General features: G+C 36.7%; 18 protein-coding genes, 16 tRNA genes and 2 pseudogenes. 10 read left to right on the top strand and 26 right to left on the bottom strand.

Annotated elements, in window-relative coordinates; genetic code table 11:
• Positions 1–113: 113 nt before the first annotated feature.
• The gene (queG, locus tag JMM81_RS17965; protein ID WP_256242939.1) at positions 114–1238 is read right to left on the bottom strand and encodes a tRNA epoxyqueuosine(34) reductase QueG; all 1125 of its coding nucleotides are present in this window, start codon (positions 1236–1238) and stop codon (positions 114–116) included.
• Positions 1239–1345: 107 nt separating this feature from the next.
• Between queG and JMM81_RS17970 the strand changes: the two genes are divergently transcribed.
• A complete protein-coding gene (locus JMM81_RS17970) occupies positions 1346–2011 on the top strand; it encodes a B3/B4 domain-containing protein (protein ID WP_256242940.1) in 666 nt (221 codons plus the stop codon).
• A 133-nt stretch (positions 2012–2144) separates the two neighbouring features.
• Here JMM81_RS17970 and JMM81_RS17975 read toward each other — a convergent pair.
• Positions 2145–2218: transfer RNA gene (locus JMM81_RS17975), tRNA-Gly, on the bottom strand.
• Between the two features lie 365 nt (positions 2219–2583).
• On the opposite strand from JMM81_RS17975, the gene JMM81_RS17980 reads away from it, so the two are divergent.
• The 7 genes from JMM81_RS17980 (at position 2584) to JMM81_RS18010 (ending at position 10278) form a co-directional block, all read left to right on the top strand.
• Positions 2584–3723, top strand: coding sequence for an RIO2 family protein (locus JMM81_RS17980; protein WP_256242941.1), 1140 nt, complete (start codon positions 2584–2586; stop codon positions 3721–3723).
• Positions 3724–3814: 91 nt separating this feature from the next.
• Complete coding sequence (locus tag JMM81_RS17985) at positions 3815–4930, top strand: glycosyltransferase family 4 protein (protein WP_256242942.1); 1116 nt, start codon at positions 3815–3817, stop codon at positions 4928–4930.
• Positions 4927–5703: a HipA family kinase gene (locus JMM81_RS17990; protein WP_256242943.1), complete on the top strand. Its 777-nt coding sequence runs from the start codon at positions 4927–4929 to the stop codon at positions 5701–5703. The genes JMM81_RS17985 and JMM81_RS17990 overlap by 4 nt, the downstream gene beginning before the upstream one ends.
• Before the next feature lie 121 nt (positions 5704–5824).
• On the top strand, positions 5825–7456 hold the full coding sequence (locus tag JMM81_RS17995) for a Na/Pi cotransporter family protein (RefSeq protein WP_256242944.1): 1632 nt from the start codon (positions 5825–5827) through the stop codon (positions 7454–7456).
• A 182-nt stretch (positions 7457–7638) separates the two neighbouring features.
• A complete protein-coding gene (gene galU / locus JMM81_RS18000) occupies positions 7639–8538 on the top strand; it encodes a UTP--glucose-1-phosphate uridylyltransferase GalU (protein WP_256242945.1) in 900 nt (299 codons plus the stop codon).
• A gap of 1 nt (position 8539) precedes the next feature.
• Positions 8540–9859, top strand: coding sequence for a UDP-glucose dehydrogenase family protein (locus tag JMM81_RS18005; RefSeq protein ID WP_256242946.1), 1320 nt, complete (start codon positions 8540–8542; stop codon positions 9857–9859).
• A 179-nt stretch (positions 9860–10038) separates the two neighbouring features.
• The gene (locus JMM81_RS18010; protein ID WP_256242947.1) at positions 10039–10278 is read left to right on the top strand and encodes a YnfA family protein; all 240 of its coding nucleotides are present in this window, start codon (positions 10039–10041) and stop codon (positions 10276–10278) included.
• A 337-nt stretch (positions 10279–10615) separates the two neighbouring features.
• On the opposite strand, the gene JMM81_RS18015 is transcribed toward JMM81_RS18010, so the two are convergent.
• The 6 genes and pseudogenes from JMM81_RS18015 to JMM81_RS18045 all read right to left on the bottom strand — a co-directional run bounded on the left by JMM81_RS18015 (position 10616) and on the right by JMM81_RS18045 (position 16397).
• Positions 10616–10753, bottom strand: a complete 138-nt coding sequence (locus tag JMM81_RS18015; RefSeq protein ID WP_256242948.1) for a hypothetical protein — start codon at positions 10751–10753, stop codon at positions 10616–10618.
• A gap of 727 nt (positions 10754–11480) precedes the next feature.
• Positions 11481–11687, bottom strand: a pseudogene (locus JMM81_RS18020) (biotin synthase BioB); the annotation flags it as partial.
• A 768-nt stretch (positions 11688–12455) separates the two neighbouring features.
• Positions 12456–12773, bottom strand: a complete 318-nt coding sequence (locus JMM81_RS18025) for a hypothetical protein (RefSeq protein WP_256242949.1) — start codon at positions 12771–12773, stop codon at positions 12456–12458.
• A 333-nt stretch (positions 12774–13106) separates the two neighbouring features.
• Positions 13107–14411 (bottom strand): lysine N(6)-hydroxylase/L-ornithine N(5)-oxygenase family protein, encoded by a 1305-nt coding sequence (locus tag JMM81_RS18030; protein WP_256242950.1) that lies wholly within the window; start codon positions 14409–14411, stop codon positions 13107–13109.
• Between the two features lie 127 nt (positions 14412–14538).
• Positions 14539–15814 (bottom strand): annotated as a pseudogene (locus tag JMM81_RS18040) (RNA-guided endonuclease InsQ/TnpB family protein).
• Between the two features lie 403 nt (positions 15815–16217).
• The gene (locus JMM81_RS18045; protein WP_256242953.1) at positions 16218–16397 is read right to left on the bottom strand and encodes a hypothetical protein; all 180 of its coding nucleotides are present in this window, start codon (positions 16395–16397) and stop codon (positions 16218–16220) included.
• A gap of 178 nt (positions 16398–16575) precedes the next feature.
• Here JMM81_RS18045 and JMM81_RS18050 point away from each other — a divergent pair, with 178 nt between their 5' ends.
• Together JMM81_RS18050 and JMM81_RS18055 are read left to right on the top strand one after the other, a co-directional pair.
• The gene (locus JMM81_RS18050; RefSeq protein ID WP_256242954.1) at positions 16576–18360 is read left to right on the top strand and encodes a sulfatase family protein; all 1785 of its coding nucleotides are present in this window, start codon (positions 16576–16578) and stop codon (positions 18358–18360) included.
• Positions 18361–18660: 300 nt separating this feature from the next.
• The gene (locus JMM81_RS18055) at positions 18661–19101 is read left to right on the top strand and encodes a cell wall hydrolase (protein WP_256242955.1); all 441 of its coding nucleotides are present in this window, start codon (positions 18661–18663) and stop codon (positions 19099–19101) included.
• Between the two features lie 176 nt (positions 19102–19277).
• Here the strand turns inward: JMM81_RS18055 and JMM81_RS18060 are convergent, their stop codons facing one another.
• The 18 genes from JMM81_RS18060 to JMM81_RS18145 all read right to left on the bottom strand — a co-directional run bounded on the left by JMM81_RS18060 (position 19278) and on the right by JMM81_RS18145 (position 24224).
• A complete protein-coding gene (locus tag JMM81_RS18060; protein ID WP_256242956.1) occupies positions 19278–20321 on the bottom strand; it encodes a thermonuclease family protein in 1044 nt (347 codons plus the stop codon).
• Positions 20322–21050: a hypothetical protein gene (locus JMM81_RS18065; protein WP_256242957.1), complete on the bottom strand. Its 729-nt coding sequence runs from the start codon at positions 21048–21050 to the stop codon at positions 20322–20324.
• A gap of 410 nt (positions 21051–21460) precedes the next feature.
• Positions 21461–22264, bottom strand: a complete 804-nt coding sequence (locus tag JMM81_RS18070) for a tyrosine-type recombinase/integrase (RefSeq protein ID WP_256242958.1) — start codon at positions 22262–22264, stop codon at positions 21461–21463.
• A 146-nt stretch (positions 22265–22410) separates the two neighbouring features.
• Positions 22411–22492, bottom strand: a tRNA-Leu gene (locus JMM81_RS18075).
• A gap of 23 nt (positions 22493–22515) precedes the next feature.
• A tRNA-Leu gene (locus JMM81_RS18080) sits at positions 22516–22601 on the bottom strand.
• A 31-nt stretch (positions 22602–22632) separates the two neighbouring features.
• Positions 22633–22706, bottom strand: a tRNA-Cys gene (locus JMM81_RS18085).
• 7 nt (positions 22707–22713) lie between these two features.
• A tRNA-Gly gene (locus JMM81_RS18090) sits at positions 22714–22788 on the bottom strand.
• Between the two features lie 126 nt (positions 22789–22914).
• Positions 22915–22989: transfer RNA gene (locus JMM81_RS18095), tRNA-Gln, on the bottom strand.
• Positions 22990–23028: 39 nt separating this feature from the next.
• Positions 23029–23104, bottom strand: a tRNA-His gene (locus JMM81_RS18100).
• A gap of 10 nt (positions 23105–23114) precedes the next feature.
• A tRNA-Trp gene (locus tag JMM81_RS18105) sits at positions 23115–23188 on the bottom strand.
• Positions 23189–23195: 7 nt separating this feature from the next.
• Positions 23196–23279, bottom strand: a tRNA-Tyr gene (locus tag JMM81_RS18110).
• Positions 23280–23338: 59 nt separating this feature from the next.
• Positions 23339–23414: transfer RNA gene (locus tag JMM81_RS18115), tRNA-Phe, on the bottom strand.
• A gap of 143 nt (positions 23415–23557) precedes the next feature.
• Positions 23558–23634, bottom strand: a tRNA-Asp gene (locus JMM81_RS18120).
• A gap of 3 nt (positions 23635–23637) precedes the next feature.
• A tRNA-Met gene (locus tag JMM81_RS18125) sits at positions 23638–23711 on the bottom strand.
• Between the two features lie 155 nt (positions 23712–23866).
• A tRNA-Val gene (locus JMM81_RS18130) sits at positions 23867–23942 on the bottom strand.
• A 27-nt stretch (positions 23943–23969) separates the two neighbouring features.
• Positions 23970–24044, bottom strand: a tRNA-Glu gene (locus tag JMM81_RS18135).
• 9 nt (positions 24045–24053) lie between these two features.
• Positions 24054–24146 (bottom strand) — tRNA-Ser (locus JMM81_RS18140).
• Between the two features lie 3 nt (positions 24147–24149).
• A tRNA-Asn gene (locus JMM81_RS18145) sits at positions 24150–24224 on the bottom strand.
• Positions 24225–24356: the final 132 nt, after the last annotated feature.

A 24356-nucleotide genomic window follows, 5' to 3' on the forward strand; every position in this document is an offset into this window, starting at 1 on the left:
TTTCTTGAGTGAAGCTAAAAATTATCTCATGGCTATCCCTTATTCATTACCGTTTTCTACGGAAATCGCTTCTTCAGGCACAATAAAGAGGAGACTCTCCTTGAGAAGCCCCCCTATCGTAGTAATCCTTTTTCAATTTCTTGTTTTACGGTTTCATCAGCCTCAATCGCATATGCCCTTTCAAGCGTAGCTTTTGCTTCCTTACTCGCTATTTCCCCGATTGCCCAGGCGGCAGTTCCACGCATCATTGGACGGGGATCCCGATTCATAATTTCTACTAAATCTTCAAGAGCTGTGCTATCTTTAAAATGAGCAAGAGCAATGATGGCATTCCGTTGAATCGGATTTTTCCCACGCCATGCTCCTGATACATGACCAAATTTTTCTTTGAATTGACGATTGCTTAACTTTAGTATCGGTTTTAATAGTGGTTTCGCAATCTCTGGCTCTGCTTCTACCTCCTCGTGTAAATGAAAATCCTTTCCTTTATTCTCCGGACAAGACGTTTGACAGGAATCACAACCATAAAGGCGATTTCCAATCTTATCACGAAACTCCTCAGGAATAGGCTCTTTTGTTTGGGTTAAAAAAGAAATACAACTCTGGGCATTAATTTGTCCACCTTGAACGAGTGCTCCAGTCGGACAAGCTTCAATACATTTATTACATGTACCACACTGATCTTCTATTGGAGTATCTGGTTCAAACGGAATATTTGTGATCATCTCCCCTAAGTATACGTAGGATCCGAATTCAGGGGTGATAATCGCACAGTTTTTCCCACTCCATCCAATTCCCGCCCTTTCGGCAACAGCTCGGTCCGATAATTCACCGGTATCTACCATTGATTTACACTGAGCCTCTGGTACTTTTTCGAGAATATAAGTTTCTAGTTTTTTCAAACGTTCACGTAAAATAATATGATAATCCGTTCCCCATGACGCCCGAGAAAAAATTCCTCGCCGCTCCCCCTTCTTGCTTATAACTCGATCCTTCATTTTAGAAGGATAAGCGACAGCAATTGAAATAATGGACTTTGCTTCATTCAGTAAAAGACCTGGATTTGTTCTCTTGTCAATATCCTTTTCTTCAAAACCTGATTGATAGTTCAGTTCTCTCTGCCTAATAAGACGATTTTTTAATTCATCAAAAGTAGAAGCCGTTGTAAACCCAATTTTATCGACCCCAATGGTCTTGCTGTATTGAATAATCTCCTTTTTCAATTCAAGAATATCCATTTATATTCCTCCTCTCTAAGTAATCATCTATATGAAAATGCCTCTTTATTAAGAAATAACGTCTATTATGATAAACTATTTTACAAAGAATGGGGAGGTTATAAACAATGGAAATAAGAATTGCATCGGAAATAAAGGAACTTATCTCCGATTTTAAAATAGGCTTTATTCAATATAAGGGAATTAGTATCGGAGAATCACCTCAAATGTTGAAGGGGCGACTACAACTCTTTCAAGAATCAATTTATTTTGAGCTAGAAGATAAAAAGCTAACTGATTTTCCAGGTATTCACGAATGGCGTCAAATTTTCAAAAAGACAGCCAAAGACCCCAATCGTTACCGTCATTCTGCTGAAGCTTTATATAGACGGATTCATAAGCAAAATTATCTTCAACCAGTCAATAGTGCAATTGATTTAAATAATTTCTTTTCCTTACAATACGAAATCCCCATCGGTGTTTATGATAGCGAGAAACTTCATGCTCCTTTAGTGTTAAGATTTGGTGATGATGGTGAAGAATATCAAGGATTAAATGGTCAGAACAATTCACTTCATCGATTAATCGTTTCAGCTGACGAAAAGAATGCCTTTGGTAGTCCCTTTGTTGATTCAGAAAAAACAGCTATCACAGAAACGACAAAAAATGCAGTACAGATTGTCTATTTACAGCCTTCACTTGAGCAAACAAAAGCAGAAGAAATGGTTTCTTCTTTAGCGAATATGTTCACACAAATTCATGGAGGCAATTCTATTTGGACAATTGCTAAATAATGTTTCTTCATAGGGGCGCTACATGAAGTCCCTATGGGTTTACCCGAGCTACAGCTTTTTATTAAAAAAATAAAAAAACGCAACACTTCGTTCTCTTTTCGAAACGAAATACTGCGTTGTTATCAAATATGTATGGAGCGGGTGAAGGGAATCGAACCCTCATCATCAGCTTGGAAGGCTGAGGTTTTACCACTAAACTACACCCGCGCTTCACCAACAAAATTAATATTAACAAAAAAATAATATTAATGCAATAGAAAAATAAAAAAAAAGCGGAAAAATGTTGAGTTTTGTCATATTTCCTCCCTCTTACGTTTCATTAGGCTTTGTTACACAATATTGTTGATGCTTTAAATACCTTTGGTATACGCATCCATTCAGTTATTTCATGGAATAAAACACATGACCGCATACACCAAAGGCAAATTTTCAACAGCAATCATTAACATATCCTTTCATTAAAACATATATTTTTCATTTAATAGGTACCTGCCCTTCCATTTTATTGTAATTTTGACTATTTATATAAGAGATTAAATATTAAGTCTATTAAAGGAAGATGGAGGAAATAAATGGATACTGAATTTCTAAATCAATGTGTGCAGGAAATACAAGTTCGGAATTTGGAAAATGCCGACGTTGATGTCGTAAATAACTCACCATTAGTCATGATCGGTAAAGGTCGTCAAGGAGCAGTCTTTCAAGTAACTGATGACATATGTGTGAAAGTATTTGGGAATACCGAGGACTGCGAACGAGAATTCTATGCCCTTTCTTTAGGAAAACAAACCAATCTTTTTCCACATGTCTACGCGAAAGGACCTCTTCATATTGCGATGGAAATTATTAAAGGAGTAGATTTACGTGAATACTTGCAATCACAACCACTAACTGAAGCGCTTTCCATTAAATTAATTCATTTGTTAATCACCTTCAAAGAAATTGGTTATGAACGGATTGACCATCATAAAAGGCAGATTTTCATACAAGAAGATGGTAATTTGAAAGTAATTGATGTAGCAAGAACGGTCTGGCGTGATCGAGTCTATCCCTATCCACGTAAGTTATTAAATTCTTTAGGTGCAGAATATAAACAGTTATTTCTATCCCATGTACAAGCACTTGCTCCAGAATTATATGAAGAATGGAAGCACTATATCCAAATGGAAGAATTGTCTCGTCAAATACTACAAAAACTAATGAATGAAAAACACGATATTGAAAATTTGAAAAATCATAGTAGTAAATTGTTAACAATGGAGGATGAGGAAAATTATAATAATCAATTAGAAAACTTAGTACACAAAGTATTTAAAGAAGAATGGGTTAAAGCAATGTTAGCACAGGGATATGATATAGAAACAGTTAAAGCCAAAATCGATAAACTCCAACGGAAGGATCTAGAAAAGAAGAAACCTCTCAAAGAAAAAGAGGACACAAAGAGCTATTCTCCTGAAAATGACAGCTTCCACGGATACCATAAATACTCTGAAAACAATAGATATTCTGAAATATACGATCGAAAGGCTAGTTCCTCTAGAAGAGATCCCTACAGTGATTATCGTAAAAACAATCAATACTCTGACAAATATGAGGAAAGTGACCGATACTACGGAAAAGACTACTACAGTAGAGACCATGGTGGCAACTATCTATATGAGGATACTTCTCAGAAAAAAAAGAAAAAACGTCGACGCAAAAAATCAAAATAACAAACTTACATTGTATCCGTGATACAAATTGACAAACCACTCTTTTCAAAAAGAGAAGGAGCCTAATTCAATGAAGTGAGGAGAGACCAATATGAAAATACTTGTAATCTGGCGCCTACTCACTGTTGGCGGAGTCAATGCCGGATGGAGAAATCGCTCTATTTATTTTAAAAAACATGGCATTGACACTGAATTTCTTTATACGACAGACCACGGTGGGCTTCACATTATGGAAGATGTAGCTCCTGTTTATTTAACCAAGGACAAAAAGGAAATTGTAAAGATCATCCAAAAAAATGCTTATGATGCAATCATTGTAGTAGATACAGCTGCTGCCTATAAATGGATCAAAAAAGCAAACTATTCTGGGCCTGTTATCATAGAAGCACGTACACCAGAGCTAATAAAACTCCAGCCTCATCTAAAATCCTTCCAAGGGATAGATCCGTTAACCATTATCGTACCATCACACTATCAAAAACGTTTAGTTTCGATATTAACAAAAGATATTCCCATTAATGTGATATACAATGGTGTGGACACCTCTTTTTTCCGAGCATTACCCACGGCAGAAATCGACTTCAATAGTGCCCCAACACTAACAAAGGGTAAAAAAATTATTGGATGGATTGGCCGATTAGATCGACGCAAAAACTGGCCGATGTTAATAGAGGTTGCAAAAATGATTAAAAGTGAACGCGACGATATTGAAATATGGGTAATTGGTGGGGCACAAAGTATACAACGTGAAGAATTTGCAGCAACTTGGAAAGAAGAACAACTCACCGATATTATCAAATGGTTTCCTGTTATTCCCTATCACCAAATGCCCCATGTCTATGCAAAAATTCGTGAATCAGGTGGCTGCACTTTAGCTACTACAAGGTCTGAATCATTTGGCAATACCTTTATTGAATCAATGGCAACAGGTGTGCCAGTCGTTGCCTCAAACATGATGCCTGTCACAGAACTAGTCAGACAAAATGAGACAGGACTTCTCTATCATGGACAAAATACACAAGATGCGGTTAAGAAAACGTATGAGATTCTAGACAATCCTATTCTCCATCAAAAAATGTCAAAAGCAGCAATCGAACATACTCAAGATCAATTTGCGATTCAAGTAGTAGCAAATCAATATATTGATTTGCTAAAAAAACTTGTCCCAATCGATAAAGATATCAATGACGAGGTGAATGAGCCATGATGGAGCCAATTACCTATCATAAAAAGCTAGAAGGAAAATCAAATTCACATTTAATCACATTTAATGATGGAAGAGATTATGTCGTAAAATACTTCCAACAGGGATTTGAAAAAACCTTACCGAATGAATGGGTTTCCTATTGTTTAGGTCGTTATCTTGGACTCCCTATTCCCTTTGCTCAAATCGTAAATATCCCACAAGACTACTCTTCCCAAATACCTGAACTCGCCCAAATGAGCAGTACACCCTATCAATTTGCATCATTATACGTACCTGACTGCTTAGATGGCCATCAGGTTTCTCATATTTCCAAAATTATCAATCATCAATCCCTAGCCAAGATCATTGTATTTGATTACTGGCTCTATAACGGTGATCGAACTCGCAAAAACATTCTCTTACACGAGGAATTTGAAAACACTTACCGATTATGGGCGATCGATCAAGCAGAAGTATTTGGAACGTACAATTGGGGTTCATCAGATTTAGAACAACTTCCAAATGGATTAATTAAAAGTGCCACCCACCAACTCATGGCCCAGTTTATTGAGAATGAGAACCTTTTTTTTGAACAACTGGAGGTTATTCAGACTATTCCAATCTTTTTAATAGAAGAAATTGTTTCAATGATACCTGATGAATGGATGGTTTCGAAGGAAGAAAAAAAAGCAATGGTTAGTAAACTTGTAAATCGTCGAAAAAAAATCCTTCCAGATATTATAAAAGAATTTGTCAAAAAAGTATATCTGCCACTGTATGAAAGCCAAAGCTGAATTACCCCTTAGAAAAAACTATCTACCCATCAATGAGGACCTCGGTTGATCAAATTCGAGTCCTCACATCATCTTAGACTTTGTTATAAGCTTTTCCATAAGAGTTTTAGGGGTTGAAAAAATGGAATTAAATATTCTACAAATGCTTTTCGAATTTCTTGGAGGCCTTGGGATCTTCCTATTTGGAATTAAATCAATGGGGGATGGGCTTCAGAAGTCTGCTGGGGACAGGTTAAGAGATATACTTGATCGGTTTACGACAAACCCTCTAATGGGGGTGTTAGCTGGTATTCTCGTAACTATATTGTTACAAACTAGTACCGGAACTACTGTTATAACGGTTGGTCTTGTCAGTACCGGATTTATGACGCTTCGTCAGGCCATAGGTGTCATCATGGGAGCAAATATTGGAACCACTGTCACAGCATTTATCATTGGTTTCAACGTAGGAGAATACGCTCTTCCGATTATTGCGTTAGGTGCTGTGTTATTGTTTTTCTTTAAAAGTAAAAAAATTCATTATTGGGGTCAGGTCGTATTTGGTTTTGGAGCACTTTTCTATGGTTTAGAATTAATGAGCGGAGGAATGAAACCACTCAGAACACTTGAGGCATTCCAAGAATTAACCGTTTCATTAAGTACAAATCCTATACTCGGTGTATTGGTAGGGACCTTTTTTACTGTTCTGGTCCAAAGTTCAAGTGCTACAATAGGCGTTTTGCAAAGCATTTATGCTGAATCGTTAATTCATTTGGATGCTGCTATCCCTATATTATTCGGAGATAATCTTGGAACAACCATCACTGCTGTTTTAGCCGCCCTTGGAACATCTGTTGCTGCCAAAAGAGCAGCGGCAGCCCATGTGTTATTTAACTTAATTGGAACCATCATCTTTATACTCCTTTTAAAGCCCTTTACATCGCTCATTCTAACCCTTCAATCCTTAATCAGTTTAAATTCTGAAATGACGATTGCTTTCGCACATGGAATCTTTAATACAACCAATACACTGATCCTCTTGCCTTTTGTTTCACTACTAGCCTTCATTGTCACAAAGCTAGTTCCTGGAAAAGATACAGTTAACGGTTATCAGCCAAAACGCCTTGATCCCATTTTTATTAAGCAATCCCCCTCCATTGCACTAGGTCAGGCAAAACAAGAAGTACTTCATATGGGGGAGGTTGCAATAAGTGCTCTCGAAGAAACAAAACAGTTCATTAAAACAAAGCAGCCCGAGCATGCGGAAAATATGAAGCAAATGGAAGATGCCATCAATAATCTTGATCAAAAGATTACCAATTATCTAGTAGACATTTCGGCAAGCTCCCTATCTGAACAAGAATCTGAAGAACATAGTGTATTACTTAATACCATTCGGGATCTCGAAAGAATGGGAGATCACTGTGAAAATATGATTGAACTAATTGAATACCAGATTGCTAATAATGTAGTGATTTCTGAGTCTGCCATGGCTGATTTAGAGCAAATGTATACATTAACATTTTTTACTGTCAAAGAAGCATTAACGGCTCTCTATCATAATGATGCAAATATGGCTAGACAGGTGATAGAAAATGAGAAGTTGATTGATAGAATGGAACATCAATTCCGTAAGCAGCATATCATTCGTTTAATAGAAGGATCATGTACCCCTAAGTCCGGGATTGTCTACATTGATATTATTAGCAACTTAGAACGAATTGGTGACCACGCTGTTAATATTGCAGATGCCGTGTTAGGTGAACATCATTAAGCGACAGATACCTAAACAGGAACAAAAACAGGTGGGTAGTCAGCTTCGATTTTTGTTTAAGGGAAAGTGAAAATTCATCACTGATCTTTTTTAGTAACATTATAGTTTAATAGGCTTTTAACGTGACCGCTACTTGTCTCCATGCATATAAAAGAGTAAGGAATTTAGAATGGAGGCAGCTTATGAAAATACGAAAAGCGATCATTCCTGCTGCAGGTCTCGGGACTCGTTTTTTGCCTGCAACAAAAGCACAACCAAAAGAAATGCTGCCGATTGTGGATAAACCGACAATCCAATATATCGTAGAAGAGGCAGTGGCTTCAGGGATAGAGGAAATTGTCATTATCATCGGCAGAGGAAAAAGATCCATTGAGGATCATTTTGATAAATCGTATGAACTGGAAGATGCATTATTTAAGAAAAACCAACTCAAAATGCTAGAAGAAGTTCAAAAAATATCAAATTTGGTCAACATCTACTATGTTCGACAAAAAGAGGCGAAAGGGCTCGGACATGCTATTCTATGTGCCAAAAGTTTTATTGGTGATGAACCTTTTGCCATTTTACTAGGTGATGACATTGTCATGTCGGAAACACCTTGTCTCAAGCAAATTATTAATGTTTTCGAATATTGCAACAGCTCCGTGGTAGCTGTACAAAGTGTTCCTGAAAGTGAAGTCCATAAATATGGAATCATTAAGCCAAAGGGAACGAATATCGAACCTAATCTTTTCTATATGGATTCTTTAGTAGAAAAACCTAGTAAAGACATGGCGCCATCCCGATATGCGATTATGGGACGCTATGTGTTAAGACCTGAAATCTTTAACATTCTCGCAAAACTTCCGCTTGGACATAACAGCGAATTACAGCTTACAGATGCCATAAATGAATTAAATAAAAAACAGGCTGTATTAGCCTATAACTTTGAAGGAACCCGCTATGATATTGGAGATAAAATTGGATTTATTAAAGCGACAGTCGATTTTTCCTTACAAAGGGAAGATATACGAGAAGAAGTCCTCTCTTATTTAAGAGCTGTTGATAAAAAAGAAAAATCAATAAAAAGTGAGCTTGATTAATATGAAAATCACCGTTTTAGGTACAGGTTACGTCGGACTGTCTACTGGAGTTTGTTTATCAGAAATAGGGCATCATGTTATTTGTATTGATGTAGATGAACAGAAAATAAATCGTCTGAATCAAGGGATCTCCCCCATCTATGAACCAGGACTTGAAGAATTACTCGTTAAAAATGCCGCAGCAGGAAGACTTCGCTTTACTACCTCTCATCAAGAAGGGATAGATGGTGCTGAAATTATTATCATTGCTGTAGGTACACCACAAAGGGATGATGGAGCTGCCGATTTATCTTACCTTAAGCAAGCCGCAAAAGATATTTCGTCTTATTTAAAACAAGATAGCATCATCGTCATCAAGAGTACAGTACCTGTTGGGACGAATGATATGATTAAAAATATTATTAGTGAACAATGCAACGAGAAAGTACTCTTTGAAATGGTTTCGAATCCTGAATTTTTAAGACAAGGATCTGCCATAAAAGATACGATGCAAGCAGACCGAATCATCCTCGGTTCAGAAAGTAAAAAAGCCGCTCGGAAAGTACAAGAAATGTATCAGCCTTTGAATGTTCCCATTTTAACAACAAATATAAGAAGTGCCGAAATGATAAAGTATGCTTCCAATGCTTTTTTAGCGACAAAGATCAGCTTTATTAATGAAGTGGCGAACCTATGCGAGGCAGTAGGTGCAGATGTTGAAGCTGTAGCAGAAGGAATGGGAAAAGATAAAAGAATCGGTGAAGCCTTTTTGCAACCTGGTATTGGTTATGGAGGATCTTGTTTTCCCAAAGACGTGAAAGCATTACTTCATACAGCCGGCTTGAATCATGTTGATTTCTCCTTATTAAAAGAAACCATAAAGATTAATGATGATCAGCAAAAACTTCTAGTAATGAAAGCATTAACCCGTTTTGGCGAATTAAAAGGAAAAAAAATTGCCATGCTTGGTCTTGCTTTTAAACCTGAAACAGATGATATGAGAGAAGCACCTTCCATCAAAATTGCACACTCATTAAACCATCATGAAGCCAAAGTGGTTGCCTATGATCCTGTCGCTACAGACAATGCGAAGAAAATATTAGGAGATACGATCAAATATGCCAACTCAATCCATGAAACCATTTTGGAAGCGGATGCAGTTCTTATTGTAACGGAATGGAATGAGTTCAAACAACTAGACTTAGTAGCTGCAACAAACTTAATGAAACAACCAATTATTTTTGACGGTCGGAATTGTTTCGAAGAAGATCAGCTGAAGGCTTGTGCGAAAGTTGAATATTACCCTGTAGGGAGACCCGCTATTGTGATCGGAATGGATTAAATATAACACAATAAAAAAGCCTATTCTTATCTAGAATATAGGGAAAGCCTTTATAAAAAACGAAAAATCGGACTTTTTTATAAAGGCTCATTTTGTTCGATCTTACTTAAATAATAATGGAAAACGATGATTTGGCATCCTTACTTTGTTCATCTCAAAACTAATGTAAGTCTAAGAACATGAATGATGTTACAATTTTTTTATGTTTATTAGCAGGATTGGCTGAGATCGGTAGAGGTTACTTAGTCTGGTTATGGATTGGGGAAGGGAATTCATACTGGTATGGCAGATTTGGCAGTATTATTTTTGCTGTATATAGAATAATACTAACATTTGATCAGAAGGACCCGAATATCAAATTCGCCCCGCCGAATTTGCGCCCGGATTTTTATCGAGCTCGCTCGATCAATTACCTTTAAAAAATCCGAGGCATCCGCCGGAGGCTTAACTTCATTCAGTCGGGGTTTGAACCCCCCACTGAATCAGAGAGCTTTTTGCATTCATCCCCCACTTACAGAAGTGGAGGACTTCTGCTGAATGAAGTTAAATGTGTCTATTTGAGTGGGCACAATCCAAACTAAAGAAGAGGAACAGAACCTCTCTAGTGAAATTTGATAGGTATGATCGAAAGTTTTCTTTTTAGAAATCAAAAAGAACAGGTAGCCTCACTATTTAAGTAACGCTACCTGTTGAATAAGAAAGATGACACAGTAGACGAATAATGTGAAACATTAACTAAAAATGAGCCTTTTTACACTAATTATTCTTATCGTCTTGATACGCAATTAGGATGACTTCTTCTCCTTTTTCTTCACTAAGTGTTTTTTCGAGAATACTAACTTGTTGAAGATCTGTATTGGATAGATTGGCAAAATCGTACTGTTTCTTCTCCATTTTCATCACCTTTCGTTTTTTAAAATCATTCATAGTAAAAAAGATATAGATAGGTTAGACCTCTTTATCAAGGGTAAAGGGGTGTAAATAAAGTATTTGTTTAAGAACAATTTTTATTCAAAAAAGGACGATCGTAATGTACATTTCGAAGATACTGTGCTTATTCAAGTAAGCTGCATCTTTCAATAAGAAAAGGCGATTCGTCCTTTCTCTTCTTCTTGTTGTTAATTGAATTTCACTGGGGTTAATTTCGGTACAAATAGCGATAAAAAGAAAGAAGTTGTTGCTACCTTCATACTGTTCTCCTTTTTCTATTCTTACTAACTATCAATGTTTTCAACCGTTACGATATTTACATCAATCCCTAGACTTGCAGCTTCTGTTTGTTTGACAGTACATCTTTTATAAAAGTAACAGATATTCTATCTTATTTTGGTTTGCCTATTCCTAGCAATACAAATTTACATTGAATATATGTAAATGATGTGAGAACCATTAATATTCCAATAGTTCTCACATCGAAGTTAAGATAACCGCATATTTACAACATTAAGGATATTCCAGCAATAAAAATCCCAATTCTCTCAATGTCATAAATGAGAAATTGGGATTTATTTATTCAACAAATTGATGATTCTTCTCCATTTTTTTATAAAGTGAAACTTCCATCAGAGGGGGTTTTACTGCCCCCGTTAATGTGGGATAAAAAAATTGGTAGCAAAAACGATTAAGAAGAAAAGATTTCTTCTTGTTTTGGCATTATTTCAATTTCGAAGCCTAAATCCTCTAACATTTTCAAATCTTGGTTCTTTTCTTGCCCTTCTGTTGTTAAATAATTTCCTAAGAAAATGCTGTTGGCCGCATATATACCAAGAGGCTGCAAACCACCTAAGTTTATCTCACGTCCACCTGATATACGGATTTCCTTTGAAATAAATGGATATTTTTCTATTTCAGCAGTCGAAATAGAAGACTGTGAACAATACCCACAGTTTTCTGGACAATATACACTTTTTGCATTAATAATCATATTTAATTTTACTTTCTTTCCATTTTTCAGTTAACACGATTACTGTCAATTATGCCTTTGGTCCCCAAAATCACCAAGAATTAATGAATTTGTTTATTGAATCTTGCTTGTCCTAATCGTTTGTACTTCTTAATTAATCATAAGTAGTATTTGACACTCCACACAGCTAAAGCAGTGGGATTCTTACCCCAAAGCTGTTACGAATCGATTAGACGAATTGTGGTTGTGTGGTTTTCTTGGGTCGCCTTTCTCCTTTGAGAAAAGAAGGATGGATACGATACTTCCTGTATCCCCATCAAGCTCAAACTGGCTGCCCGCCAGCGAAAACGTTCAGTCCTTCGACCGAATTAGTATAAGTGTTTTATCGTCTTTCGCATAACGACACCTATTGTTTTACCAATAGCCTGAATGAGGCTATCGAACCTTATACAATATCTAATGATCAAAGAACAAAAATGTTTTATAGACTTGGTTTTTGTCTATAAGCCTATTTTACCGCTTCAGATGCTCAATGTACAGAACATACTTTCGATATTTATCTATACATCGCATCTGACCTTACTATCATCCCATGTCTAAAGACGGTCTGCGACCTGCATGGGCTTTCTCATTCGGAAGATCTGTAAAAAACATTTGAACTTGCAAAAAAGCACGATATAAGTGCTTACTTCTTCAAACCTCATCCAGAGAAATAATTCTATACTTTAACTCTTTATTCGAATCTAAAACTGCTATAACAATTTGATTATTTTCTGTTAGTGACACATATCTAAACTGTTCATCACCTTGAATAAGTAAAACTGTTGCCTCTTTTGCCTTCATCTTTGCAAAGTCATCTTCTATGTACTCAAGTGGAAGAAAATCATCTAATCCTTCTATTGGTTCACCGACCCACTTAAACAGGAAAGCTTTAAGTGAGAGTTGCTCGATCGTCGATAACTTTTCTTTAAATATTAGCTTATCTACTGTTACTGTTATCAGATTAATCACTCCTCAAATAGTAAATAAAGTTTATACTTTCAGAGTCCAAACATCAACGGTATTACAGTGACAAACTATTTACATTTTAATTACTTACTAACTTTTAGATTATATCCACAAACAAACCTTTAAAATGAACAGTTCACTAAACTGAATCTATTTATAACCCCAAATGCAAAAATAACGTGCTCAAGTGAGATTGGTGAATCCCGAGATTAATAACCATGCTTTTTGATCGGTGGACTAGCCGTCTTAGCTTTCAACTAGAAAAGCTTCGGTATCCCACCGTTCGAAAGAGTAGTCGGCTTGCGCTGTTTTGCGATTCGGAAGGCAAACGAAAATTTAATCATAGTACTTTTCTGCATCGAAATTTTGAAATACATATTTATCATAAATCGGAAATACTTCTTTTCCAATTAAATGATTGATGATGACCTTATTTCGATGAACTGCAAGACCTAAGTTTGTTGATCCCACACCATGAGAATGTGATATTCCACTATGAACATAAATTTGATTTGGAATATCTAGACGTAAACGATAATCAGCCTCTACCTCGTATCTCCCTTGCTCATCCCAATAAATATAAGAGCTTAAATTCTTAATAAAGTCGGGTACATTAGGACGGTAGCCCGTACCTACAATAACAACTTCACTTTCATAGGTAAAATCTTTATTCTGCTGCCACTGATTACATAGAATTTCATATTTATCACCTTTTTCTTTTATCCCTTTGACTTCTGTTAAAACCTGTAATCTCAAATTCATTTCCTCACTAGAGACTGAATGTTCATAAAGTAAATTATAAATATCCGTAATTGTATGCGAACTAATACCTTTATAAAGTAAATCTTGAGATGCAAAAATTTTATCTTTTTGATCCTGAGTAAATTGATAAAAGTAATTCACATAATCTGGAGAAAATTGTTCTACACTCAATTTAGATTCTTCCATAGACAAAAAGCTTCTTGATCGTGTTATCCAATTTAGTTGATAATGATGTTCCGTCCGTTCTTTTAACAGTTCACGAAAAACTTCTGCTGCACTTTGACCTGAGCCAATCACAGTTATTGATTTAGCCTTTCTACAGCGTTGTTGACGATCTAGGAACTTAGAAGTATGAAAAATGTTTTCTGCAGAAAGACCTTGAAAGGATTTTGGCATAATAGGAACACTACCAGTACCTAACACAAGATTTTTACACCTATATGTCGATGTCTCTTCAGTTTGCATATCTTGAACTGTAACTAAAAAACATTTTTCATTTGTAATGTAATCTAACTCAACGACCCTTTTTCCAAAACGACAATTTTTCAATTCATTTGCAACCCATTGACAATAATCATTATATTCTCTTCTCGGAATATCCAATCGTTCTAAAAAGTAAAAAGGATATAAACGATTTTTTTGGGACAAATAATTCAAAAAGCTGTATCGATTTGTTGGATCAGCTAACGTTACTAAGTCCGCCATAAATGGAACTTGAAGCCTTGTACCTACTATTAACATTCCTGGATGCCAATCAAAATATAGCTTTTGATCAAAAAAGACCGATTCTACTTCCGTAAGGTCCTCGAGTAATGCTGCAAGACTCAAATTGAAAGGTCCTATTCCCACTCCTACTAAATCATAAACATAATTATCCATAATACCGTTCCTCCACAAATTCTTTTTCTTTCTATTATTAGGAAAAAAGCAAAAAGAATTCTTAATGTAGTAACTGATAGTATGTATGAACCTCTCATGACTAAAGTCATGAGTTTCAGGGTTAGCGCTAAAGCACATTGACCACTTGTGGCGAGGAACACGCAGCCGCTATCCCATTGACAAAAGCCTTTGGGATTACTTTTCGTAGAATATTTGCTGCTCCATTTACATCCGCATTTATGAGGATATGACTTTTGGATCGATACAGCCCTCTGCTCATTCGTTTTCCACTGAAGATGTGTCGTTTTTTATCCCCCGATTGATAGGTTGGAATAGGATCTTCATCTAGAAAACTGGCTTTTGATGTATAACTCTCTTCCGTTACAATAACTGAAATGCCCGCAGAATTTGCCTTGTACGTAATGAGTTCAATCAACACAGAATGCGGGATTTGAACAAAGTTTTGATTATTTTTCTTTCCCATTACGAAGGGCTGCGTAATAGAGACTACACATTTTGTTATACCACTGATTCATCGATTTAATGGGTCCACCCTTAAATAGAATGGGCGTCATCCCCGTGTTGGTTAAAACTGTAGCCATATTATCAAGGCCTAAGTCAATCCCCATACATCGTTCCTTTTTGGCCTCTACTTCTTCTGTTTTTCCTATCAAAAGGACAAATTCTACGGTAAAAGCATCATATTTTGGTACAATTCTTACCTGTTGAAAATGACCGTTCATATGAACTAATTTTCCGATGTTTAACCTCCATTTTGTTTTCGGAAAGCTTAGATCGTTTTCCTCTTTTATTTTACATATTTGATTGGAAAGAATGGTTTCTTTCCGACCACCCTTCGGTAGATACCCCGGAATAGAGGGTCTGCCACTGTATTTTTCCGGATAGAGTTTGTAATCCTTTAGGCTTTCAAAAAAACTTTTCCAATTTTGAACCACATTTTGGAGGACTTGTTGGTTGATTTGACCAGGCAACGAATAATAATCTTTTTGTTTCATCGTTTTAAATAAACAATCGAGAAAGTTATATCCAAGAAAAGATTTTTCTTTAGTTGGTAAGTCAAAAAGATTGAGCTTGATTTCCTTTCGTTGTTCCTTTGGTTTTAATCCCTCTTTTTTCAATTTTTTATGATAAGCTAACGTTTGATGATCATTCATTTTTTGAAGGTTGTTTCGAATAGCATCCATCACTTCCTTTTGTAAAGGTTGTAATGGTTTATCTTGGTTCAAAGCAGTATAGATCTGTCGAATATAGAAATTCGTGGTATTATACAGATTATTACTATTGGCACAGAGTTCATCGAAATATCTATACAATTTATGTCCTTTTTTAATATCCATTTGATAGGTTCGATACTCTTTCTTTCCTTCATTTTCCTTACTCATATGATCACCTCCTCTTTAAGTGAATTTTACCATCTAGAACATATGTTTGCCCATTGATATCCCTCCGTTCCATGAAAAAAAGCCAATTCATCCCACGACTGAAGTCACGGGTTTTCTTAGCTTCTTCATAAATCGAAGACCAAAGTGAAGTTCATCTTACAGCTTTGTTTGGGAGTTGAAAGAGCCCCGATTGTTTAAAGGTAGAAGAACCTGAATGGGTGAGAGTCAGGTATCATTTATGTAGGTTTAAAAGGATGAAACCAATCGGCCTCTCCCCTATTTTTTATTTGAAGTTATTTTTATTGAACTCCCCCTCCTTAACAGACCTTACAGTTCGTTTGAAGAAGGGGATTCTTGTAAAAATAAGATATATACGAAAGCTATATGACCATCTCCCATTCAACTAGGAGGGGGTTTTTCCACTTTTCAATTTAGACAAACCTTTTTTCTCCCAATCTGTAAGAGCCTCTGGAGAGAAGAGTCCGTTCGTACAACGAAACTTGTCGACATCAAAAAGTTCTGATTGATCGTACGCACATGTACGTACACCTTTCAGCATTTTCGAAACATACTTCCACTGCACCCAGTGATGAGCGCCTATTCCAATTAATAAGCATGATCATGGAGGTCCATTCTCTTTTTAAATTGCACAACAAAAAAGTCTCCTGATTTTTTTACGTTTGAATTTTTAGGGAAAGTTAGTTTGCCATGAAACATATAAATAATGAAATCATGTATCCTAAAATGAAAGGGTGTCGAAAATGGAAAAGAAGAAACAACCTAATATTCTTGTCTTAATGGTTGATCAAGAAAGGTACCCCTCGGTCTATGAAACAAAGGAATTGGAAAAGTGGCGAAAAGAAAATTTAGTAACGCAAAATCTATTACGAAAAAACGGTATGGAGTTTTTAAATCATTATGCCGGTAGTACCGCTTGCTCACCTAGTCGAGCAACGATTTATACAGGACAGTACCCTTCTCTTCACGGGGTAACGCAAACAACTGGGGTAGCTAAAGGACCTTTTGATCCAGATGTCTTTTGGCTTGACCCTAATACGGTACCTACCATAGGAAATTATTTCCGAACAGCAGGATATCAAACCTATTGGAAAGGGAAGTGGCATGCTTCCGATGAAGATATTCTAATCCCCGGTACACACAACGCATTTCCTAGCTATGACCCAGACACCGGGGTACCCAGTAAAGAAAAGGAGGAAATCTATCAAAAAGCTAATCGTTTGGACCCCTTTGGATTTTCTGGATGGATTGGTCCAGAACCGCATGGATCAAATCCTCGCAATTCAGGTTCATCTGCAGCAATTGGCACAAGTGGTCGTGACCAGGTGTATGCTTTGGAAACCGTTAAGCTCATCCAGTCGCTAGAAGAACAATCAAATAAAAACAACACTCCATGGTTTATTATGTGTTCCTTCGTCAACCCACATGACATTGCATTATATGGTGTGTTAACAGCACTTTCACCAGCGTTTAATTTTGAAGTCGATCCAACGCTTCCACCGATTTCACCAGCGCCTACAGCTCGAGAGTCACTGTCAACTAAACCACAAGCCCAAGAAAGCTACCGTATTACGTATCCACAAGCTTTGCAACCAATCATTGAACAACCATTTTATCGTCAACTGTATTACAGTTTACAAAAACAAGCGGATACAGAAATGAATAAAGTCTTTCATGCTCTTAAAAACTCAACCTTCTATGAAAATACAATCGTCTTGTTTACCTCTGATCATGGAGAACTTCTTGGTGCGCATGGAGGACTCCATCAAAAGTGGTATAACATGTATGAAGAATCCATCCACGTACCATTAATCATCCACAGCCCACAGCTTTTTTCACAACATGAACAAACCAATATGCTAACAAGCCATGTCGATATTTTGCCAACACTCTTAGGATTAGCTAATATAGATGTAGAAAAAATTCAAGAAAAGCTCTCAAAATCACATACGGAAGTTCATCCTTTAGTCGGAAGAAATTTAACACCGCTTATTCAAGGTAACGATCAATTTTTCAGAGCAAACGAACCCCTCTATTTTATGTCTGATGATGACATCACAAAAGGTTTAAATCAAATGACGGCATCAGGCGTACCTTACGAATCTGTTGTTCAACCGAATCACATTGAAGCAATCATTACACGACTGAAGACCGGGAAAGATCATGAAGAAGAAACCTGGAAATTTGCTCGTTATTATGATAATCCTCAATTTTGGAGTGACCCTGGCTGCAGTGATTCCGTATGGACAAAAAGCAAACCGGTTGATGTAAATACTAATACCCAATGTTCGATCTGTGTAAATACAACAAAAACAGAGCCTGTTCCATCTCAATATGAATTATACAATCTAACAACAGACCCACTAGAGGAAATTAATTATGCTGATCCATCTAACGTAACTCCAGAAACCACAATTATTCAGGAACTGCTAACCGACACGCTCGAACAGCAATGTAACCAAAAAAGAATTGAACCATCAAGTGGAGAAGTTCCTGGTATGCCGTCTTGTAATTGCAAGGAAGACTAGGATGAATTATTAAAAAAAGAGATAAGAATGAACCACCTCATACCTGTTATTTAGATTATACATTTTTTAGAGGAATTATCAGAAGCATAAAACAACAAAAAAGACAGGTAATAACTATCCTGTCTTTTTCCTATAATAATATTTGGATAGGCTACACTTTAGTTGAATAAAGGTATAAAAAGAATGCCATAGTTTCCATTTTACTTAAAAACTTTAAGCTTTAAAAACTAAGCATTCTTATTTTATAAACAAGGACATGAATGTAGGCTTTTTTTCATACTATATTTTGGAGGTGGAAAAATGACAAGAGTAGCTTACCGAAGTGCAGACATTGACTTAATGGCAAGGATGATGAGAGCAGAAGCTGAAGGCGAAGGAAAACAAGGAATGCTATATGTTGGAAATGTAATTGTTAACCGTGTTGTAGCAGATTGTACTGACTTTAATGAATTGAGAACCATTGAAGACGTCATCTTTCATGTACAAGGAGGAAATTTCTCTTTTGAAGCTGTTCAAAAAGGCAATGTATTTTATCAAAGAGCAAGAGAATCTGAAAGAAGATTAGCAAGACAGAATTTAAAATATTGGAGAGATCACCCAGCGAAATATGCTCTTTGGTACTTTAATCCATATGGTCCGTGTCCTCCAACATGGTACGACCAACCTTTTACTGGTCAATTTAAACAACATTGTTTTTATGAACCAGTAGCTGGAACATGCGATAGTGTTTATATAGGATGAAAAGTTTGCTCTTTGAAGTAAGATCCGAATATTTATAAAAACTAAAATAAAACTTTTAGTAATAGTATTTACCCAAGAAAGATTGTAAAATATTACACTTAAACTATCGGAGTGCTTTAGTTGAAGTAAAAGACCATCAAAAAATGATGGTCTTTTTACATTTGAATTTATGGATATTATGTTTCACATGCATAATTATCTTTATCTCGGTCCATTTTAGATTGATAAGCAGGATGGTCAGATGGAACTCCGTTAGGATATACCTTTCTCAACTCCGTACAGTTTTTGAAATATTCCTGTTTAGGAGCAGGTTCGGGTGCTGGCTCAGGTGCTGGGGTTGGTTCTGGTTCTTCATAATGATAACCGTGGTCATGGTCAACGTGAGCATAGCCTTCAATTGACCAAACACCTATTCCTTGGTTTCTAGCAACATCTTGTGCTTCATGAAATTCGTCTAGCATTGTTAAGTCGTTATAAAGGTATGCTGTCCTTGCCAAGCCTTTTTCTAATATCATTTCTTGGAATGTTTTGTCTCCAACCCATGCATAAGCTAACAAGCGATCATATTTATCTCTTTCCTCAGTGCCAACTTGTATTCCCACAGTTTTACCTTCTAATACTTCTTTAGCGTAGTCGGTTGCTTCAGGACCGAATGGTTCAACTGGTTTGTTTGGGCCTTTTGTTTCAGGAGTATCAATTAAAAGCAACCTTACGTCTTCTTCCTCTCCATTCATAGAAATTTCAATAGTATCTCCATCTATTACTCTATTTACAGTCGCTTGAGGATATTCACTCTGTTTATCTTTCTTTGTTTCTGATTTAGATTCTTCTTTTCTTTCTTCATTATCTGCATTAGTTTGTTTAGGCTCTTCTAATTTGTCTTCTGTTTTAGCCACTTCAGGTTCATCACTTTGAGTTTGTTCAATATCAGATTTCTCTTCATCTTTTTTTACAGTTTCTCCAGAAACGTCTCCATTTGCTAGTTCTGTTTGTGTTGGACTACTACTTAATCCAAACCATAGAAAAGCAACAATTATTCCTGTTAGCAATAAAGTTGCTGGTTTCTTTGATTTCGCACCTAGCTTCCTATTCACAGACCACTCATAAATTGCCCAAATTGCAATTCCAATGCCAATAAAACCTATTATATTTTGTAATACGAGTCCTATAATACCAATAATTAAAATTACTATTATTAACCCTAATAAAAATCTAGCCAATTATTCCACCTCCAGTTTATCAACAAAAGCGAACCCTTTTGTTTTCCTAAAGTTCATATTGTGAGGGAAGTTTACCATTGAGTCAGAACAATCAATTCTATCGAAATCGAGTTGGTGAAGTGTATCGTGGTCAACCAATATTGATAAAATTGTTCCTTCTACTTCCTTTCCTAGAGAAGAGTCAAATAACTCGCCAATTGCGTTTATATACACCCTTTCCAAAGGTAATAAAGCGAATAGTTCTCTTGAAATTCTTAATATGCAACTAGCAACATAATCTTGGTAGAGTTCATATAACTTTGTTTTAGTCATCTTCTTTCGAGATACTTTACCCGTCTTAGTTAACGAAAGTTCTTCTGCTGGGATAACACTCTCAGAATGGACGTAAAGATTGAATACTGCAATTTGATTGTCAATAAATTCGAAAGTAAAATCACTACCTAAGTCTTTTATATCCTCAAAGGGTGCTAGATCATTAACTACCTTTTGATAACTCGATAAGTTGCCATTTAAAATACCGTTTCCAAGGTTTTTAAGTTCTTCCCAATTTTGATATAGCTTTTCGTCTTCTTCTTTTGAAATAGTAATTTCTTCTTCTAAAAGTCGCTTTTTAGCTTCTACTCTATTAAAAAATTTATCTCGAAATGTAGGTTTATAGTTTTCAATATTGGATAATGTTTCGGCTTCATTAGGTCCTACGTTACCATAAATGAAAGGTGGACTTTGCACAATGTTCCTCCAATTAAAAGTCTCTGTGCAGTCTTTATGTATTGATATGAAATAATTAACTTAACACCGCTTTTCTTCTAGATTTATACTAAAATGATATTATTTTCCTATTTAAAATTATAACATGTTTAAATATCCAATAAATAGAAAGATTGAATATAAGGTTTTTTCTGTTGAAACATTGTATATAACACAGGTTTTGCAAACACCAAAATAAATGCCTTTTAAAAACATTTTAGTGTATGACTTTTCAACTGAGAAAAAAGTGTCGGAGCAGATGTATTAGCTAGGATGACAAGAGAATCGTTTCCGCTAATACTGTAAACATAGCCCCGTAAAGAAAAGATAGACCATACATAATGGTCTATCTTTTATACATATTCAATATCATTAATACTGGATATAACCCATTACCTTCTCTTCCCTCTTCTCATTTTAGGATTTTCGGTATAATTTGCAATAATACTATGCCGATCGAAGCCTTCTTTTAAATCTTCAGAATACAAATTGACATAGTTTAGAGTAACATCTAGTGTAGAATGCCCCAATAACGGTTGAAGCTTGAATGCATCTCCTCCACTCGTTATATAATGCTTTGCAAATGTATGTCTAAAAGCATGTATAGAAGTCTTTTCTACACCTCTTTTTTTGTTATATCTTGCTATTGCATGTTGCATCGAGTTTCTAGTCATTTGCTCCCCTAATTCATTTATGAATAAATAATCATCTTTTTCCAATCTATACACTCTAATATACTCTGTAAGGACTTTTACGATATGCTCACTTATTGGGTTATATTGAACTTTCCTATTCTTTGTTGTAGTTAATATAACTATACCATTTTCAAGATCAATATCATGAACCTTTAAATTTAGCACTGTATTAAGCCTGTTACATGTTTCTAATAGATAATTGACTAATACCCAGTTCCTATGTTCTACAAAGCCACATTCCCTTATATTCGGCTTTTTGATTAACTTCATTATTTCTTCCTCTGTATATAGCTCTTTTTGTTTCTTATCCGCTTTTATAAGGTTAATCTCAAATTTAATCAGATAATTTTCACGCATTGCAAAGTAGAGAAATGATCTTGTTGCCCTCATATATGTATTTATCGTCGTAGCTTTAAGCTCCTGCCTTTTAAGCCACATAATGAACTTATCAATGTGTCTTTTTTCAATCTCCCTTACATAAACAATACCTAGTTCCTCCATTAAGATTGAATAGTCTCAAAGGTACTTAATAATCGCAAATTATTGTCCACACGATTTGCACTTCACTTTACCAAAGTAAAGCACAAAAAAAGCCAATACTCTGATTGCTCAAAGCATTGACCTATAAGTCTTTACTGACTTTTTGATACCGGTGGTCGGGGTCGAACCGACACTCCAGAAGGAACACGATTTTGAGTCGTGCGCGTCTGCCAATTCCGCCACACCGGCTTAATAATAATTTTTTGTTTAGATGCCGAGGACCGGAATCGAACCGGTACGGTAGTCACCTACCGCAGGATTTTAAGTCCTGTGCGTCTGCCAGTTCCGCCACCCCGGCACATCTATATACAAAAATTATTTAACTTATTTGGAGGCGGCAACCGGATTCGAACCGGTGGTAAAGGTTTTGCAGACCTCTGCCTTACCACTTGGCTATGCCGCCTAATTATTGGAGCGGAAGACGGGATTCGAACCCGCGACCCCCACCTTGGCAAGGTGATGTTCTACCACTGAACTACTTCCGCGTTATGATATAGTATTAACTTTTAAATTAGGAGTGTGGTCTTGTGCTCCAAAACCCTTTGGATTTTGTTGCAGATTGCGCCTCTTCAAGGTAGGCAATCTTCTACCACTGAACTACTTCCGCATAATGGCTGGGCTAGAAGGATTCGAACCTTCGCATGACGGAATCAAAATCCGTTGCCTTACCGCTTGGCTATAGCCCAATAATATACATAATAATTACTTTAAATGAAATTATTAAATGGGGCGGCTGATGGGAATTGAACCCACGAATGCCGGAATCACAATCCGGTGCGTTAACCACTTCGCCACAACCGCCATAATCATTTGGCAGGGGTAGTAGGACTCGAACCCACACCGGAGGTTTTGGAGACCTCTGTTCTACCTTTAAACTATACCCCTATGAAGATGGTGGAGGGGGGCGGATTCGAACCGCCGAACCCTAGGGAACGGATTTACAGTCCGTCGCGTTTAGCCACTTCGCTACCCCTCCATATATATTATGACTGTAAGAGTTTTTTGAAACTCAAACAAATAAATTTTAATTAAAAATGGTGGCTCAGGACGGAATCGAACCGCCGACACAAGGATTTTCAGTCCTTTGCTCTACCGACTGAGCTACTGAGCCATATATAGTATTTCTTCCTAAACTTAGCTAGTGGTTTTGTGCTTCAAAAACCTTTGGCTTTTATTGCAAAACGCATCCTCTTCAGGACGCTGCGTTTCTCTACCGACTGAGCTACTGAGCCATATATTATATTCTTTTAAAAATGGCGGTCCGGACGGGACTCGAACCCGCGACCTCCTGCGTGACAGGCAGGCATTCTAACCAACTGAACTACCGGACCAGATTGCGGGGGCAGGATTTGAACCTGCGACCTTCGGGTTATGAGCCCGACGAGCTACCGGACTGCTCCACCCCGCGACAATAGAAAGTATACAATTTTAACTATGCTCATTATAAGCATTATCTGTCCCGATCCCAGGAAACCTATTCAAGAAGCAAATCGATCGGTACAACTCGCAGTTTATTCATGAAGCAATGCTTGTTGCTCCACCCCACGACAATAAATATTTAAATGGTGGAGGATGACGGGATCGAACCGCCGACCCTCTGCTTGTAAGGCAGATGCTCTCCCAGCTGAGCTAATCCTCCAAAGTATATGATATACTGAAAAATAAATGGTGACCCCTACGGGATTCGAACCCGTGTTACCGCCGTGAAAGGGCGGTGTCTTAACCGCTTGACCAAGGGGCCATATAATTATGGCGGAGAGCAAGGGATTTGAACCCTTGAGACAGGTTTTGCCCGCCTACACGATTTCCAATCGTGCTCCTTCGGCCACTCGGACAGCTCTCCTAATGGCTCCGCAGGTAGGACTCGAACCTACGACCGATCGGTTAACAGCCGATAGCTCTACCACTGAGCTACTGCGGAATAAAAATTTATATCTTCCTAAATATAGTTAGTAGTCTTGTGCTTCAAAAGCCTTTGGCTTTTATTGCAAAACGTATCCTCTTCAGGACGCTGTGTTTCTCTATCATTGAGCTACTGCGGAATAATGAAATT

Source organism: Bacillus sp. V3B (assembly GCF_024494465.1).
In the GTDB taxonomy this organism is placed as follows: Bacteria; Bacillota; Bacilli; order Bacillales; family Cytobacillaceae; genus Bacillus_BD.